Origin of the sequence: Nocardioides sp. NPDC057772 (assembly GCF_042798075.1) — a bacterium.
In the GTDB taxonomy this organism is placed as follows: Bacteria; Actinomycetota; Actinomycetes; order Propionibacteriales; family Nocardioidaceae; genus Nocardioides.
This window is the reverse complement of record NZ_JBHVKN010000116.1, coordinates 1-15,977: the sequence shown is the minus strand read 5'-3', so window position 1 is coordinate 15,977 and position 15,977 is coordinate 1. Positions and strand designations below refer to the sequence as shown.

At 70.8% G+C, this 15,977-nt stretch carries 16 protein-coding genes and 1 tRNA gene; 9 read left to right on the top strand and 8 right to left on the bottom strand.

Going from position 1 to position 15,977, the window contains the following annotated elements:
* Positions 1–25 precede the first annotated feature (25 nt).
* Together ACFVJS_RS18065 and ACFVJS_RS18060 are read right to left on the bottom strand one after the other, a co-directional pair.
* Positions 26–101 (bottom strand) — tRNA-Gly (locus ACFVJS_RS18065).
* 57 nt (positions 102–158) lie between these two features.
* Positions 159–1,253, bottom strand: coding sequence for a hypothetical protein (locus ACFVJS_RS18060; RefSeq protein WP_378882966.1), 1,095 nt, complete (start codon positions 1,251–1,253; stop codon positions 159–161).
* A 102-nt stretch (positions 1,254–1,355) separates the two neighbouring features.
* On the opposite strand from ACFVJS_RS18060, the gene ACFVJS_RS18055 reads away from it, so the two are divergent.
* Positions 1,356–2,318 carry a tyrosine-type recombinase/integrase gene (locus tag ACFVJS_RS18055; RefSeq protein WP_378882965.1) on the top strand — a complete coding sequence of 321 codons (963 nt, stop codon included), beginning with the start codon at positions 1,356–1,358 and terminating at the stop codon, positions 2,316–2,318.
* 81 nt (positions 2,319–2,399) lie between these two features.
* Positions 2,400–3,983, top strand: a complete 1,584-nt coding sequence (locus ACFVJS_RS18050; protein WP_378882962.1) for a GMC family oxidoreductase — start codon at positions 2,400–2,402, stop codon at positions 3,981–3,983.
* 16 nt (positions 3,984–3,999) lie between these two features.
* Here the strand turns inward: ACFVJS_RS18050 and ACFVJS_RS18045 are convergent, their stop codons facing one another.
* From ACFVJS_RS18045 to ACFVJS_RS18035, 3 genes are read right to left on the bottom strand one after another with little or no spacing between them, the layout of a single operon-like run.
* Positions 4,000–4,773: a zf-HC2 domain-containing protein gene (locus tag ACFVJS_RS18045; RefSeq protein WP_378882959.1), complete on the bottom strand. Its 774-nt coding sequence runs from the start codon at positions 4,771–4,773 to the stop codon at positions 4,000–4,002.
* Positions 4,770–5,288 carry a sigma-70 family RNA polymerase sigma factor gene (locus tag ACFVJS_RS18040; protein WP_378882956.1) on the bottom strand — a complete coding sequence of 173 codons (519 nt, stop codon included), beginning with the start codon at positions 5,286–5,288 and terminating at the stop codon, positions 4,770–4,772. Before ACFVJS_RS18040 ends, ACFVJS_RS18045 begins: the two co-directional genes overlap by 4 nt.
* A 24-nt stretch (positions 5,289–5,312) precedes the next feature.
* Positions 5,313–5,984, bottom strand: coding sequence for a YceI family protein (locus tag ACFVJS_RS18035; RefSeq protein ID WP_378882954.1), 672 nt, complete (start codon positions 5,982–5,984; stop codon positions 5,313–5,315).
* A gap of 140 nt (positions 5,985–6,124) precedes the next feature.
* On the opposite strand from ACFVJS_RS18035, the gene ACFVJS_RS18030 reads away from it, so the two are divergent.
* On the top strand, positions 6,125–7,306 hold the full coding sequence (locus ACFVJS_RS18030) for an acyl-CoA dehydrogenase family protein (protein ID WP_378882951.1): 1,182 nt from the start codon (positions 6,125–6,127) through the stop codon (positions 7,304–7,306).
* 87 nt (positions 7,307–7,393) lie between these two features.
* On the opposite strand, the gene ACFVJS_RS18025 is transcribed toward ACFVJS_RS18030, so the two are convergent.
* Entirely contained in the window at positions 7,394–8,281 is an 888-nt protein-coding gene (locus ACFVJS_RS18025; protein WP_378882949.1) for a diiron oxygenase, read from the bottom strand.
* A gap of 65 nt (positions 8,282–8,346) precedes the next feature.
* Here ACFVJS_RS18025 and ACFVJS_RS18020 point away from each other — a divergent pair, with 65 nt between their 5' ends.
* Positions 8,347–9,027, top strand: a complete 681-nt coding sequence (locus tag ACFVJS_RS18020; protein ID WP_378882946.1) for a TetR/AcrR family transcriptional regulator — start codon at positions 8,347–8,349, stop codon at positions 9,025–9,027.
* A complete protein-coding gene (locus tag ACFVJS_RS18015; protein ID WP_378882944.1) occupies positions 9,024–9,299 on the top strand; it encodes a DUF4873 domain-containing protein in 276 nt (91 codons plus the stop codon). The genes ACFVJS_RS18020 and ACFVJS_RS18015 overlap by 4 nt, the downstream gene beginning before the upstream one ends.
* Before the next feature lie 2 nt (positions 9,300–9,301).
* On the opposite strand, the gene ACFVJS_RS18010 is transcribed toward ACFVJS_RS18015, so the two are convergent.
* Both ACFVJS_RS18010 and ACFVJS_RS18005 read right to left on the bottom strand, forming a co-directional pair.
* Positions 9,302–10,063: a sulfite exporter TauE/SafE family protein gene (locus tag ACFVJS_RS18010; protein ID WP_378882943.1), complete on the bottom strand. Its 762-nt coding sequence runs from the start codon at positions 10,061–10,063 to the stop codon at positions 9,302–9,304.
* Positions 10,063–10,761 (bottom strand): FadR/GntR family transcriptional regulator, encoded by a 699-nt coding sequence (locus ACFVJS_RS18005; protein WP_378882940.1) that lies wholly within the window; start codon positions 10,759–10,761, stop codon positions 10,063–10,065. Before ACFVJS_RS18005 ends, ACFVJS_RS18010 begins: the two co-directional genes overlap by 1 nt.
* A gap of 114 nt (positions 10,762–10,875) precedes the next feature.
* On the opposite strand from ACFVJS_RS18005, the gene ACFVJS_RS18000 reads away from it, so the two are divergent.
* The 4 genes from ACFVJS_RS18000 to ACFVJS_RS17985 form a co-directional block, all read left to right on the top strand.
* The gene (locus ACFVJS_RS18000; RefSeq protein ID WP_378882938.1) at positions 10,876–12,204 is read left to right on the top strand and encodes an SLC13 family permease; all 1,329 of its coding nucleotides are present in this window, start codon (positions 10,876–10,878) and stop codon (positions 12,202–12,204) included.
* 5 nt (positions 12,205–12,209) lie between these two features.
* Positions 12,210–13,379 (top strand): CaiB/BaiF CoA transferase family protein, encoded by a 1,170-nt coding sequence (locus ACFVJS_RS17995; protein ID WP_378882935.1) that lies wholly within the window; start codon positions 12,210–12,212, stop codon positions 13,377–13,379.
* A 44-nt stretch (positions 13,380–13,423) separates the two neighbouring features.
* On the top strand, positions 13,424–14,926 hold the full coding sequence (locus ACFVJS_RS17990; protein WP_378882933.1) for an MFS transporter: 1,503 nt from the start codon (positions 13,424–13,426) through the stop codon (positions 14,924–14,926).
* Between the two features lie 91 nt (positions 14,927–15,017).
* A partial coding sequence (locus ACFVJS_RS17985) for an alpha-amylase family glycosyl hydrolase (RefSeq protein ID WP_378882930.1) occupies positions 15,018–15,977 on the top strand: 960 nt, incomplete at its 3' end.

The window sequence follows — 15,977 nt, the reverse complement described above, 5'->3', positions numbered from 1 at the left end:
GTCCGATGGACCGGGGCTTCTTCCGTGGAGCGGACGACGAGGCTCGAACTCGCGACCTCAACCTTGGCAAGGTTGCGCTCTACCAACTGAGCTACGTCCGCTTGCGAGAAGAACAGTAGCGGATGTGGTCGGCGGAGCTCCAACTGGGGTCCCGCGTGTCACGAACCTGCTTCGGGGACATCCGCCGACGGCGTACGTCGCTCGAGCTGTTCCACCAGCTGAGCGACCTGGGCCTGGTGCGCGGCTCTCAGGTCGTCGAGCCGTTCGGCGGCATGGGCGCGTTCGCGGTCGAGCTCGGCGCGGGTGGCGTCGCGGTCGGCCTTGGCCGCCGCTTCGCTGCCGCGCAGGTCGGCGACCTGGTCCCGGAGCGCGTCGACCTGCTCGCGGGCGGCGTCGCGCTGCGTACGCAGGTCCGAGGTCGTCGCCTCCGCGCTCGCCGCCGCCTTCTCGGCCGCTTTCTGCTCGGCGATCAGCTGCTCCTGCAGTCGCGCCATCGCCTTCTCGGCATGATCGGCGCGCGCTGTCTCGCTCCGCCGGCGCTGCACAGCCGACGCGTGCTCCGCCTGTGCCTTCTCCAGCTTCTCGGTCAGGGCAGCCCGTTCGGAGGTCATCTCCTCGAGGCGGTTCTCGAGCGACGCGATCGTCGCGGCGGCGGCCTTCGCTGCGGCGGCTGCGGTGGCTTCGGAGGTCTCCAGCGCCGCCTGTGCGTCCTGGCGCGACTCCTCGGCCTTGGCGGTCGCGGCCAGCGCCTCTCGGAGGATCTCGGCCGACCGCTCTGCCTCCTCCGACGCCTCGGCGGCGGCGGCATCCGCCTCGTCTCGCTCCGCCTCGGCTGCGCGCTGCGCCTGCTCGGCTCGCACGGCGCGGGCGCTCGCCGCCGCGATCTGCTCCTGTGCCTCGCTCTGCACCGTGGCGATCTGGGCTTCGGCCGCGGTCAGGTCGCCGAGCGTACGCAGCTCCTCCAGCGCCTTCGGCAGCTGGTCGAGGAAGCGGTCGGCGAGCTGGGTCAGCTGCGTGGTGATCTCGGCGGCGCGCTGCTGCGCGGCCTGCACCGGTCGAGCGGTCTCCTCAGGAGGCCGTGCCTCCACGAGTCGCTGCAGGCGTTTCCGCTCGCGCCAGGCAGCGGCTCGGTTGTGGGCGGGATCGTCGCAGTACTCCGGCGGCCGGCCGCTCCCGCTCTCCGACGCCGCTGCCGGCAGGGGACAGCCAGGGAAACGGCAGAGCTTCTCGTCGACCACCATCGAATCCGTCATTCCGTCATCATAGCGTGACGAAAGACGAAACGAATACTGAATACGCGGGAGAATGAGATTCCGCGTAGACGCACAACATAACCGGCATTATGATGTGTGCTTATGAGCGCGATCGAGCACCGCCCGGAGACCCCCGCCACCGACCTCGCGGTGACGGAACCCGTCAGAGAGCTCTTCCTCGCCGACCTGGGGGACCTGCCCCACGAGAAGAGGGCCGAAGCGCTCGCCCGCAGGTTCCTGCTCTCCTACACAGGACACACCCGCGCCGCGTACGGACGCGATCTCGCCGAGTGGTTCGGTTGGTGCGCGGCCCTGGAGATCGACCCGCTGGCCGCCAACCGGGCGATGGTCGACGGGTACGCCCGCGATCTGGAGACACGGCGGAGCCCCGCGACGATCGCCCGACGGCTCTCCGCGATCGCGGGCTTCTACCGCTACGGCGTCGCCGAGGGCGTCGTGAAGGCCTCACCGGCCGAGCACGTCAAGCGCCCCAAGACCACCAACGACTCCCAGACGCTGGGCATGGACAGGGGAGAGGCACGAGCCCTCCTCGCCGCCGCCCGCGAGCACTCCGGCCGTGCCGCGGCGCTGGTGACGCTCCTGCTTCACGACGGGCTGCGCATCTCCGAGGCCCTGGGCGCCGACGTGTCCGACCTCAACCACTCCCGCGGCCACCGCATCCTGACCATCACCCGGAAGGGCGGCGCCCGGCGTGACGTCGTGCTCAACCCGGCGACCTCGCAGGCTCTCGACGTCTACCTCGACGCACGAGCCGATGGTCCGGTCTTCGTCACGAGCACCGGCAACCGCTGGCACCGCTCCGAAGCCTTCCGTCTGATCCGCAGGCTCGGCAGCTCAGCGGGCATCGAGCACGGCGCCAAGCTCTCCCCGCACAGCCTCCGTCACACCTTCGTCACCCTGGCCCGAGAGGCCGGCGTACCCCTCGAGGACGTCCAGGACGCCGCCGGCCACGCCGACCCCCGCACCACCCGCCGCTACGACCGCGGCCGCCACAACCTCGACCGCCACCCCGCGTACGCCTTGGGTGCCTTCCTCGCCGATTGACCGGTCGGGATCCCTCCCCAACCACACCTCGGCGACGGTAGCCTGCCGGAAGCCCGTCATCGTTGACGAAGGAGATCCGGTATGAGCCAGGAACTGACCAGCGACTACGTGGTGGTGGGGGCCGGATCGGCGGGCGCGGTGCTCGCAGCGCGGCTCAGCGAGGACCCGACCGTCCGGGTGACGCTGCTCGAGGCCGGGCCCCGCGACAAAGGCATGAACATCCATGTCCCGGCGGCGTTCTCGAAGCTCTTCCAGACAGAGCACGACTGGGACTACTCCACCGAGCCGCAGCCGGAGCTCGGCGGTCGGAGGATCTACTGGCCGCGCGGCCGGATGCTCGGTGGCAGCTCCTCGATGAACGCGATGATGTGGGTCAAGGGTCTGCAGGCCGACTACGAGGAATGGGGCGCCGCGGCAGGACCCGAGTGGGGCTGGGACGCCGTGAAGAAAGCGTACGCGAAGCTCGAGGACGTCGAGGACGCCACCGCCCTGGACGGCACCGGTGGCCCGGTCCGCGTGGAGCGGCAGCGGAGCCCGCGTCCCTACACCGAGTCGTTCCTCCAGGCCGCCGAGCAGGCCGGCTTCACGCGCGGCCGGGCCAACGGCCCCAACGCCGAGGCGTTCGTGGAAACCATGGTCACCCAGCGGCGCGGCGCCCGGTGGAGCACCGCCGCGGCCTACCTCAAGCCCGCGGCCAAGCGCGCCAACCTGAACGTCGTCACCGGCGCCCAGGTCTCCCGGGTGACCTTCGACAAACACCGCGCGACCGGTGTCGAAGCCGTCGTCGACGGCCAGCGGACGACCGTCACCGCACGACGCGAGGTGGTCCTCTGCGGCGGCGCGGTCAACACCCCGCAGCTGCTGATGCTCTCCGGGATCGGGCCGGCCGACCAACTCGAGGAGCTCGGCATCGAGGTCGTCCACGACGCCAAGGAGGTGGGGGAGAACCTCACCGACCACCTCGTCGCCGGCCTCGGCTGGGAGGTCGAGCAGGGCTCGCTCGCCACCGCTGAGTCGCTCCGCCACCTGGCCAACTACCTGCTGCGCCGGCGCGGCATGCTCACCTCCAACGTCGGCGAGGCCTATGGCTTCCTCCGCTCACGGCCCGACCTGGAGGCGCCCGACATCGAGATGATCTTCGCTCCGGTCGGCTTCTTCGACGAAGGCTTGGTGCCGTTCGTGGGCGAGGCCGTCGTCGCCGGCCCGATCCTTGTCGACCCGGCCAGCCGTGGCCGGATCACGCTGGCCTCGAAAGACCCGGCCGCCAAGCCGATCATCGATCCGCGCTATCTCTCCGACCCCGAGGGCAGGGACCGCGCCGCGATGGTCGAGGGTGTGCGGGTCGCCCTGGACATAGCCTCGCAGCCCGCGCTCAAGCCGATCCTGGGCGACCTCCTGCGTCCCGAGCTCGCGGCGGACGCGACCGCGGAGGAGGTCGCCGACTCGCTCCTGGCCCGTCACGCCCACACCCTCTACCACCCGACCGGCACCTGCCGGATGGGCACCGACGAGGCGAGCGTGGTGGATCCGAGCCTGCGCGTACGTGGCGTCGAAGGCCTCCGCGTCGCCGATGCCTCGATCATGCCCAGGATCGTGCGCGGCCACACCAACGCCCCCGCGATCATGATCGGCGAGCGCGCCGCCGACATCGTCACCGGCGACTGAGCCGGTCGGCCGAGGCTCAGGTCAAGGAGGCCGCCGCGACCGCGGTGTCCTCGCCGTCGAGGGTGATCTCGACCCGCTCGACCTCGGCGATCGGCACCGCCGAGGAGGCGTCCAGGCCGAGCGTCTCCCCACCGGACCAGGTCCACGACCCGGCGACCGTGCGGGCGCCGTCGCGGCCGACCAGCACCAGGTCGTACGTCACCGGCGCGCCCTGATAGTCGGAGGAGGTCGGCGGGCTCTTGCCGGGCTCGGGCGGGTAGTGGCAGCTCCAGGTGAGCTTGGTGCCCCACGACGTGGGTGTGGCCACGAGCTGGGCCCACATGTCGACGCTGCCCACAGGGCGCAGGTCGACGGTGCGGACGTTCTCGCCCGCCGAGGCCGTCGGTGTGACCGAGTCCGAAGGGGCCGCGATCGGTTCTCCGTCGCCGTCACGATCGAGCAGCAGCCCGCCGATGGCCGTCCCACCCGCGAGCAGGACGACTGCGGCCGCGGCCGCCAACGCTCTGCGGCGCAGTCGCGACCTGCGTACGGCTCCGGCCAGGTCAGCGAGCGGCGGCGGGGTGGCCTCGGCAGGAGTGTCGTCGAGGAGCTCCTCGGCCTCCTCGCGGGAGAGCACGCCGAGCAGCCCGGGCATCCCGGCGAGCTCGGCGACGGCGTCGCGGCACACGCCACAGCCGGTCAGGTGCCGTTCGAAAGCCCGCCGGTCGCTCGGGCTCAGCGCGCCGAGCACGTAGGACGCGTCCCAGTCGGCGAACGTCTCGTGTCCGGAGGCGTCCAGGTGGTCGTTCATGACGTGACCCCCTTCTCTTGCAGGGCGAGACGCAGGGCTCGCAGACCGTAGTGCAACCGAGACTTCACGGTGCCGGGCGGGATGTCGAGCTCGTGGGCGAGGTCGGCGACCGAGCGGCCGCCGTAGTAGGCCCCGACCACCACTGCGCGGTGGTCGGGCGAGAGCGCTAGCAGTGCATCGGCGACGACCCAGGAGTCGAGCACAGCCTGGGTGTGGTCGGCGCGGCTCCGGTCGGGCGGCGACTCCGCTGCGTACTCCCGCTTCCGGCGCGCGCTGCGCAGGTCGTCGATGACGAGGTTGCGGGCGGTGGTGAACAGCCAGGCACGTACGCCCTCCTCGGGCCGCTGCAGCACGTCCGGGTTGCGCCAGGCGCGCAGCAGCGTCTCCTGCACCACGTCGCGCGCCTCCTCGGCGTCGCCGGTGCGGCGCACGACGTAGCGGTAGAGCGCCTCGGAGTGGGCGTCGTGCACCGCTACGAGGAGCTCGTCCTCCGCGCCCATGTCACCTCCCCGCACCGATCCAGCATCCCAGAGCCCGGGTCAGCCCTTGACCAGCTCGAGCGAGAACTCGACGCTGCCGGTGTCCTCGACGCTCACGAAGCCCAGGTCGGGAGCCTCGACACCGAAGTCCTCGAAGGTGATCGGAACGCTGCCGACGACCTGGAGAGCGCTGGCGCCGTCGCCGCCGACCTCGGCGTCGACGGTCACCGACCTGGTCTCGCCGTGCACGGTCAGGTCGCCGACCAGCTCGACCTCGGTCGCGCCTTCCGTGAGGGCTGCCGGCTCGGTCAGGACGAAGGTGGCGGTCGGGAACCTCTCGGCCTCGATCGCGCTGCCGCGGAAGTAGTCGTCGCGGCGGTCGGAGTCGGTCGCGATCGTGGCCACCTTCACCTCGATGCTCGCCTCGGTGACCTCGTCCTCGGCGATGGTGACCTGGCCGGTCACGTCCTCGGTGCGGCCGGTGACGGTGACGTCCTCGCCCTGGAGCACCTCGTCGACCCGGTAGCCGGCGTAGGAGCCGTCCGAAACGGTCCAGGTGCCAGCACTGTCCGCGCCGTCAGCGGGCGCCGCCGATGCGCTGAGGCTGGGCTCGGCCTCGGCATCGTCTGCAGCCTGGTCCGCGTACCAGCCGGGTCCGAAGATCGCCGCGACGCCTCCGACCACGACCACCGCCGCACCGATCCCGACTGCCGCTTTCGTACGTGTCCGCACGCCGTTTCCTCTCGCCTGGAGACCGACCCGATGCCGGCCTTCACCCCTACTACGGAGCGCTGTCGCGAACGGTTCAAACGAGTCTCCGTGACGGGTGACACAATCGGCAGGCGCCCCCGATCGAACCCAAGGAGACCCCCATGCCCCAGACCCCGCTCGAGCTCTTCGGCACCGAGACCCTCATCGGAGATGAGGACCGCGCGATCCGAGACACGGTGCGGTCCTTCGCGGAGAAGGAGATCAAGCCTCACCTGGCCGGCTGGTTCGAGGCCGGCGACGTCCCGGTCCGCGAGCTCGCCCCCGAGCTCGGCAAGCTGGGCGTCCTCGGGATGCACCTGGAGGGCTACGGCTGCGCGGGCACCAGTGCCACCGCGTACGGGCTGGCCTGCCTCGAGCTCGAGGCCGCCGACTCCGGGATCCGCTCGCTGGTCTCGGTGCAGGGTTCGCTGGCGATGTTCGCGATCTGGAAGTGGGGGAGCGAGGAGCAGAAGCAGGAGTGGCTGCCGCGGATGGCGGCCGGCGAGGCGATCGGCTGCTTCGGGCTCACCGAGCCGGACTTCGGCTCCAACCCCGGCGGCATGCGCACGCGTGCCCGGCGCGACGGCGACGACTGGGTGCTCACCGGCACCAAGATGTGGATCACCAACGCTCCGGTCGCCGACGTCGCGGTCGTGTGGGCGCAGACCGACGAAGGAGACAACGGCAAGGGCATCCGCGGTTTCGTCGTCCCCACCGACACCCCGGGCTTCTCGGCGCCGGTGATCAAGCAGAAGCTGTCGCTGCGTGCCTCCGTCACCGGCGAGATCGTCCTGGACTCGGTCCGACTGCCGGCCTCGGCCGCGTTTCCCGAGGTCAGGGGCTTGAAGGGTCCGCTGTCCTGCCTCAACGAGGCCCGCTTCGGGATCGTCTTCGGCGCCGTCGGCGCGGCCCGTGACTGCCTGGAGTCGGCGATCGCGTACGCCGCCTCCCGGGAGATCTACGACAAGCCGCTCGCCGGCTACCAGATCACCCAGACCAAGCTCGCCGACATGACCCTCGAGCTCGGCAAGTCGATGCTCCTGGCGCTGCACCTGGGGCGCCTGAAGGACGAGGGCACCCTCCGCTCGGAGCAGATCTCGCTGGGCAAGCTCAACAACGTCCGTGAGGCCATCGCCATCGCCCGCGAGTGCCGCACCATCCTCGCGGCCAACGGCGTCACGCTCGAATACCCGGTCCTGCGCCACGCCAACAACCTGGAGTCGGTCCTGACGTACGAAGGCACCAGCGAGGTCCACCAGCTGATCATCGGTCAGGCGCTGACAGGGGAGTCCGCCTTCCGCTGACCTGGATCGGTTCGAGCACCGCCCGGGGCGGAAGCGGGGCTCGAGCTGCTCGTGGACCGCCTCGCCGTGTGCTGAGGCGCGAACCCGTCAGTAGCGCGGCACCAGGAAGGACGCGCGCCAGAGCTTGCGGTCCTTCTCCGAGACCATCCCGTGCTCGGTGAGGTAGGGCATCATCTTCTCGCCCATCCAGGCCAGGGTGGCGCGGTAGTGCTCGTTGCCGAGCGCCTCGCGGCGGGCGGCCATCGGGTCGAGGCCGACGGCGGCGTAGCAGTCCGGATGCACCAGCGAGCGAGCCATCACGTAGGCCGAGCGGGCGGTGAGGTTCTGGTGGAGTCGGAGCTGCGTACGCCCGATCTTCTGTGACATCGCCGCGGCCAGCTCCTCGCGGGCGAACGTGACGTGGCGGGCCTCCTCGGTGACGTGGATGCGGGAGGCCATCCGGGTCAGCGGCTGGCACCGCTCGTCCTTCATCAGCTCGCGCTGCCACCGGTCGAGCGGCTCCTCGCCGACGAGGGTGGCGGAGAAGACGCTGGGCCCGTGCAGCAGGGGAGCGAACCTGCCGATGCGCAGGACTGCAGGCCGGGGACCGTACGCCGGCGCGCCCATCGCCGCGATCGCCCGCCCGAACATCACCGAGTGGCGGGTCTCGTCGCCGATCTCGGTCAGTGCGTACTGCGTCCGCGCGGTGCGCGGGTCCGCCCCGTAGACCTCGCGGAGCAGCAGCTGCATCAGCAGCACCTCGAACCACAGCCCGACGCTCATGATGCTGGCCACCTCGTGCTTGGAGAGCTCGATCTGCTGCTCCTGGCTGAGCCGCTCCCACATCGGGGTGCCGTAGAGGGAGACGCGCTCGGGCTGCATCCACCACAGCCCCTCGACGGGCGCGGCGTCCCAGTCGAGGTCGACCTCCGGGTCGTAGGACTGTCGCGCGGTCGAGCGCAGGAGCCGGTCGGAGGTCGGGTCGGTGATCGTCATTCTTCTCCCCATCGAGTGCGAGTAAGTGTTACCGCGAGTTACGGGTAGTTGCTAGAGTGCAGGACATGACACGGAAGGTCAAGGACGACGGCCGCTCGTCGCGGTGGGACGCTCACCGCGAGGCGAGGCGGGCGGAGCTGGTGGCGGCGGCCGTACGCGCCGTCGACTCCGCCGGCGCCGAGGTCTCGATCGCCGACATGGCCGCGGAGGCGGGGGTCAGCAAGCCGGTGCTCTATCGCTACTTCGCCGACAAGGCGGAGCTGCACGGCGCGGTGGGGATGTGGGCTGCACGGCAGATCCTCGATGCGGTGGTGGACGCCGTGCTCGCGCCCGCGCCGACCCGCGAGCGGGTGACCGCCGGGGTCGCGGCGTACGTCGAGACCATCGCCGAGCACCCCAACGTCTACCTCCTCCTGGTGCGCCAGCACTCCGGAGGCGCCGACCCGCTCGCCGATGGGAAGCAGCTCATCGCGGCGACTTTCGCGCGCCTGCTGGGCGACACCTTCGGCCGCCTCGGCGTCGATGCGGCCGGGGCCGAGCCCTGGGCGCACAGCCTGGTCGGGATCGGTGAGTCCGCCGGTCAGTGGTGGCTCGACCGGCGCACCATGTCGCGCGCCGCGTTCACCCGCTACCTCAGCGAGTTCGTCTGGCACGCGCTGGAGGGCACCACTGCCGAGTACGGGGTCGACCTGAGCACCCTCGACCGCCCCGAGATCGTCACCCCACTGCGAAGGAGCCCCTCATGAGCGAGCACGAGCCCCAGCACCTCTACGACGGTCCCGCGCGCCTGGAGTCCGAGCACGGCGCCTGGGAGGTCGACGTCGCGCTGCGCGGGGTCTTCCAGCCGATCGACGGCCACTTCCACTGGTACGGCCGGGTGGGTGCGGCCCTCGACGGCGTACGCAACGGCCAGACGGTCACGGTCCGCACCGCTCACGGCGAGGCCGAGGGGCGGCTCTCCGACCTCGATCCGTGGGGCCGTTTCCGGGTCTCCGGAACGGGAAGACCTCCGTTCTGAGCTCAGCGCACGAGCATGAGCGTCGCGGCGCCGATCCCGACGACGACGATCAGCGAGCGTAGGACCGTGGCCGGCAGCCGCCGACCGATGTGCGCCCCGACGTACCCGCCCACGACCGAGCCGCCGGCGAGCAGTCCGACGGCCAGCCAGTCGAGATCGGCGATCGCCAGGAAGATCACCGTCGCGACGACGTTCGCGGCCATCACCGCGAAGGTCTTGAGGGCGTTGACGGTGCGGAACTCCAGATCGGTCCCGAGCCCGAGCACTGCCATCATCATCACCCCGGACCCGGCGCCGAAGTAGCCGCCGTAGACCCCGGTCAGGGTCGCGAAGACCGTGGTCAGCCCGGAGATCCGCTCCCGCGGCTCGTCGTGGTTGGCGTGCTGGCGCAGGAACCGGCTCAACCGCGGCTGCACCCCGACGAGCACGCAGGTGCCGAGGATCAGCCACGGCACGACCGCCTCGAAGACCGAGCCCGGCAGCCAGAGCAGCAGCAGTGACCCGGCGATGCCGCCGCCGCCCGCGGTGATCAGCACCGCAGCGGTCACGCGCGGATGCTCGGCGAGCTCGCGGCGGTAGCCAAAGGAGCCGCTGAGCCCGGCAGGCGTCATCCCGACCGTGTTGGACGTGTTGGCCATCACCGGCGGCAGGCCGACCGCGACCAGGACGGGAAAGCTGAGCAGCGAGGCGACGCCCACGGTGGAGGTGAGGATGCCCGCTCCCAGGCCCGCGGCGAGCACCGCGAGCTGATCGAGCCAGGTCATCAGTCGCGGAGCAGTGCGACGTCGCTGACCAGCATGACGTGTCCGTGCATCGCGGCCGCGGCGGCCTGCGGGTCGCCCGCGGCGATCGCGTCGGCGATCTTCTGGTGGCCGGCGAGCGAGGTCCGCGGCCGGTCGGGTTGCGACAGCGACTCGATCCGGGTCTCCCGGATCAGCTCGCTGATCTCCGACATCATCTGCGCGAGCAGAGGGGAGTGGGCGGCCTCGGTGACCGCGTGATGGAAGAGCTCGTCGCCCTGGACGCCGCGCCCGCCACCCTCGATGTCGCGCTCCATCGACGTCAGGGCGGCCTGGATGCGGTCCAGGTCCTCCTGCGTACGCCGTTGTGCCGCGAGAGCGGCGATCTTGGTCTCGAGGGCGTCGCGGGCCTCGATGACATCCGGGATCCGCTCCGCGTGCGCCCGGATCGCATCGGTGATGCGCTCGACCCTCGGCTTGTCGGTCAGCACCGTCCCGTCGCCGTGGCGCACCGCGACGACGCCGATCACCTCGAGCGCGACGAGCGCCTGGCTGAGGGTCGCCCGGCTCACTCCGAGGCTGGTGGCGAGCTGTCTCTCCGGCGGCAGCCGGTCGCCGGCTTTCAGGTCGTTCTCCGAGATCCAAGCCGTGATCTGCTCCGCGACCTGCTCGTACAGACGGGTTCGCTGCAGGGGTCGCGGAAAGCGCGAGGACTCACTCATGGCTACAGGGTATTGACGTTCTCCTGATTGTCCTATTGGCTAGGCCACTGAGCCGCCGTGATCCGGGTCACAAACCATGCGGTGTCATCTGGGGGCCAACAGAAGGGAAGTCCGATGGGACCGGAATGGGTGGCGATCATCGCGCTGGTCGCCTTGTTCGTGGCCGGCACGTTGCTGCCGATCAACATGGGAGCTCTGGCGTACGTCGCGGCCTGGCTGGTCGGGATGTTCGCGCTGGACCTCGACGAGAAGGAGATCCTGGCCGGCGTCAGCGCCGACCTGATCCTGACGCTGATAGGTGTCACCTATCTGTTCGCGATCGCGAGGAACAACGGCACCGTCGACCTGATCGTCAGCAGTGCCGTACGCGCGGTCGGCGGTCGGGTGGCCCTCATCCCGTGGGTGATGTTCGGGGTCACCGCCCTGCTGACCGCGATGGGCGCCGCCAGCCCGGCCGCCTGCGCGATCATCGGACCGGTGGCACTCGGCTTCGCGGGCCGCTACAAGATCAACCCGCTGATGATGGGCATGTTCGTCGTGCACGGCGCCCAGGGTGGCGGGTTCTCGCCGATCAGCATCTACGGCACGATCACCAACTCGGTCATGGTCGACAACGGCCTGCCCGCCAGCGAGATGACGGTCTTCCTGACCAGCCTGGCGGTCAACCTGATGATGGCGACGATCCTCTTCTTCGCCCTCGGCGGACGGTCCCTGATGTCCATGCGTCTCGACCCCGACGAGGCGGCCAGCGCCGCTGCCGGCGTACCCGGTGAGCTGAACGAGGGCGGCGTGACCGTCCCCGCCCGCGGCTACGGCACCGTCGCTCCGACCGGCACCAAGCCCGGCATCCGCACCGAGCAGGTGCTGACCCTGGCCGCGTTCGTCATCGTCGCCGCCATCGCCCTGTTCTTCGACAAGAACATCGGCTTCGCCTCGATCACCGCGGCGACCGTCCTCGCGGCGCTCTCGCCGAGCCAGCACAAGGACGCCATCCGCCAGATCGCCTGGCCGACCGTCCTCCTGGTCGCCGGCGTCTCGACGTACGCCACGATCCTCAGCACCGCCGGATCGCCGGAGTTCGTGGGAGGCTGGGCAGCCGGACTGGGCGTCGCTGCGATCGGCGCGCTCATCCTCTGCTATGTCGGCGCCGTGGTCTCCGCGTTCGCCTCCTCGACCGCACTGCTGCCGATCATCATCCCGATCGCGGTGCCGCTGATCGCCGAGGGCGGGATCTCGGCAGCCATGTTCGTGGCCGCGCTGGCGATCTCCTCGACCATCGTCGACGTGAGCCCGTTCTCCACCAACGGCGCGCTGATGCTGGCCAACCGGCCCGAGACCATCACCGAGGAGCGCTACTACAAGCAGATCCTCGGCTACAGCGTCATCGTGGTGCTCGTCGGTCCGCTCCTCGTCTGGGCCACCATGGTCCTCCCGGGATGGTGACGCGCATGCGTGGACCGCTCGACGACGTCGTCGTCCTCGACCTCTCCCGTGCTCTGGCCGGGCCGCACGCCGCGATGATGATGGGCGACCTCGGCGCCCGCGTGATCAAGGTGGAAGCGCCCGGACACGGCGACGACACGCGTGGCTGGGGCCCTCCGTTCGTGGGGGAGGAGGGGCAGCGGGAGGCGACGTACTTCCTCTCGGCCAACCGCAACAAGGAGTCGATCACCCTCGACCTCAAGGACGCCGACGACAAGGACGTGCTGTTGCGCCTGGTCGACCGGGCCGATGTGCTCATCGAGAACTTCCGCACCGGCGTCCTGGACCGGCTCGGGCTCGGCATCGAGATGCTCCAGGCCCGCAACCCACGGCTCGTGGTGCTCTCGATCACCGGGTTCGGTCACGACGGACCCGAGGGCGGGCGGTCCGGCTACGACCAGATCGCGCAGGGCGAGGCCGGACTGATGTCGCTCACCGGCTCGGGCCCCGACGACCCTCAGCGGGTCGGCACCCCGATCGCCGACCTGCTGGCCGGGATGTACGGCGCTTACGGTGCGCTCGCTGCTCTCCACGAGCGGGACCGCACCGGCCGTGGCACCGTCGTCCGCACCTCGCTGCTCTCCGCGGTCGTCGGCGTCCACGGGTTCCAGGGCACCCGCTGGACCGTCGCCGGTGAGGTCGGCCGTGCGCAGGGCAACCATCACCCGAGCATCTCTCCGTACGGGCTGTTCCGCTGTGCCGACGGCACCGTGCAGATCGCGGTCGGGAGCGAAGGTCTGTGGCGGCGGTTCTGCACCGCCTTCGACCTCTCGCCCGACCTGGAGGGGATGGCCACCAACCCCGAGCGCGCCGCCAACCGGGAGAAGGTCGTCGAGCTGGTCGAGGCGCTGTTCGCGCCCTGGCCTGCCGAGGAGCTGCTCGCCAAGCTCGCCGAGGCCGGCGTCCCGGCCGGCAAGGTGCGCTCGCTCGACGAGGTCTACGCCTGGGAGCAGACCGCCAGCCAGGGCCTGCTGATCGACGTCGACCACGCGACGCTCGGCCAGCTCACCCTGCCCGGACCGCCGCTGCGGTTCTTCGACGAGGGAGCCGAGGTGACTCCCACCGGCCACGCTGCGCCACCGACCCTCGACCAGCACGGCCCGCAGCTGCGTACGTGGGTGGTCGACCAGCCCTGAAAATGAGGAGGGGGAGGGGCACCTGACTGGGATACTCCCGGATCATGGACGACTCTCGGAGTGACGGCGCCCCTCTCCGGCTGGGCAGCGCCCAGGGTCGCTGGGTGCTGGCGACGACCGTGCTGGGCTCCGGTCTGGCGATGCTGGACTCGACCGTCGTCAACGTCGCCCTCGGCAGGATCGGGGAGGACCTCGACGCAGGCTTCTCGGGTCTGCAGTGGACGGTCAACGCCTACACGCTGAGCCTCGCGGCGCTGATCCTCCTCGGTGGCTCGCTCGGCGACCGCTTCGGGCGGCGCCGGGTGTTCCTGATCGGCGTGGTGTGGTTCGCCGTCGCATCGCTGCTGTGCGGGCTGGCGCCCTCGATCGATCTGCTCATCGCGGCGCGCGGGTTGCAGGGTGTCGGCGGAGCACTCCTGACGCCGGGGAGCCTGGCGATCATCGCCGCGTCGTTCCACGCCGAGGACCGGTCGGCCGCCGTGGGCGCCTGGTCGGGGCTCAGCGGCATCGCGGCCGCGATCGGGCCGCTCGTCGGGGGCTGGTTGGTCGGGATCGACTGGCGGCTGGTCTTCCTCGTCAACGTGCCCGTCGCGGTGCTCATCGTCACCGTCGCCGTGCGCTACGTCCCGGAGAGCCGCGACCCCGACGCCGGCGGCCGGCTCGACCTGACCGGCACCGTGCTCGCCGCCGCCGGGCTCGGGGCGCTGACCTTCGGGCTCACCAGGGCGGGCGAGGTCGGCTTCGGCGCGACCGTGGTGACGACCGTCGTCGCCGGAGCCGCTTGCCTGGTCGCGTTCGTGGTCGTCGAGGCCCGCTCGACGCATCCGCTGGTGCCGCTCGAGCTGTTCCGCAACGCCCAGTTCAGCGCGGCCAATGCCGTCACCCTGCTCGTGTACGCAGCGCTCGGGGTGATCTTCGTGCTGCTCGTCCTCCAGCTCCAGGTCGTCAGCGGCTGGTCGCCCCTCGCCGCGGGATCGGCGCTGCTGCCCGTGACGGTGGTGATGCTGCTCTTCTCGTCGCGCGCGGGCGCGCTGGCGCAGCGCATCGGGCCGCGCCTGCCGATGACGCTGGGGCCGCTGCTCGCGGCGGGCGGAGTCCTCTGGATGGGAAGGATCGGTGCCGGCGCGTCCTACGTCCTCGACGTGCTCGCCCCCGTCCTCCTTTTCGCCGCCGGGCTCACCCTGCTGGTGGCGCCGTTGACCGCCACCGTGCTCGATGCCGCCGACGACCGGCACGCCGGCATCGCCTCGGGCGTCAACAACGCCGTGGCCAGGACCGCCGGGCTGCTGGCCGTGGCCGTGGTCCCGGCGGCGGTCGGGATCGCCGGCGACGACTACACGAACACGAGCGCCTTCGACGACGGCTACGGGATGGCGATGCTCCTCAACGCCGGCCTGCTGGTGCTCGGCGCCGCGCTCGCGGTCGCCTTCGTACGCCGCCCGCTCGCCGCCGAACCCGAGCCCGACGATCACCGGGTGCACATCGAGACGTGCGCCCACTGCGGTGTCACCGGCACGCAGCTCCACCCCGCGGACCACGACCACTGAGACGCACCGGTGATCGTCCCGGCCGCGAGCATGACCTGGCCGGCATCCGGTTACCGGGGCTCCCGTGGATTCTCCGTGGTGGCGTGAGGCTGTGACGTACCAGATCTACCCGCGTTCGTTCGCCGATGCGGACGGCGACGGCACGGGAGACCTTGCCGGGATCACCTCGCGGCTGGACCATCTGGCCGATCTCGGTGTCGACGCGATCTGGCTCTCGCCGTTCTACCCGTCACCCCAGATCGACTACGGCTACGACGTCGTCGACGCCCGCGGCGTGGACCCGCTCTTCGGGACGCTCTCCGACGCCGAGGACCTGCTCACGAAGGCGCACGAGGTCGGCCTGAAGGTGATCATCGACCTGATCCCCAACCACACCTCGGCGGATCACCCGTGGTTCGCCGAGGCGCTCTCCGCCGGTCCCGGGTCGCCCGAGCGCGACCGCTACATCTTCCGCGACGGTCGTGGTGAGGACGGCGAGGAGCCACCGACGAACTGGCAGTCCGTCTTCGGGGGTTCGGCGTGGACCCGGGTCGAGGACGGGCAGTGGTACCTCCACATGTTCGCGGAGGAGGAGCCCGACCTCAACTGGCGCCATCCTGAGGTGGCCGAGGAGTTCCGCTCCGTGCTGAGGTGGTGGCTGGACCGGGGCGTCGACGGGTTTCGCGTCGACGTCGCCCACGGCCTGATGAAAGCGCTGCGCGACCAGAAGGTCCCGGAGGGGCGCTCGCCGAACTCCGACCCGGCGGTGATGTACGACACCGGGATCGAGGACGACCCGATGTGGGACCACCCCGACGTCCACGGCGTCTATCGCGACTGGCACGACGTCATCTCCTCCTACCCCGGCGAGCGGATGCTGATCGCCGAGGCGTGGACCCAGGGTCCGGCGGACCTACGGGGCTACCTGCGCACCGACGAGTTCGAGCAGGCGTTCAACTTCCAGTGGCTGCAGGCGCACTGGTCGGCGCGCGAGTTCACCGAGGCGATCGTGTCCACGCTGGAGGCGTTGAGTCCATCGCGTGCCTGGCCGACGTGGGTGCTCTCCAACCTG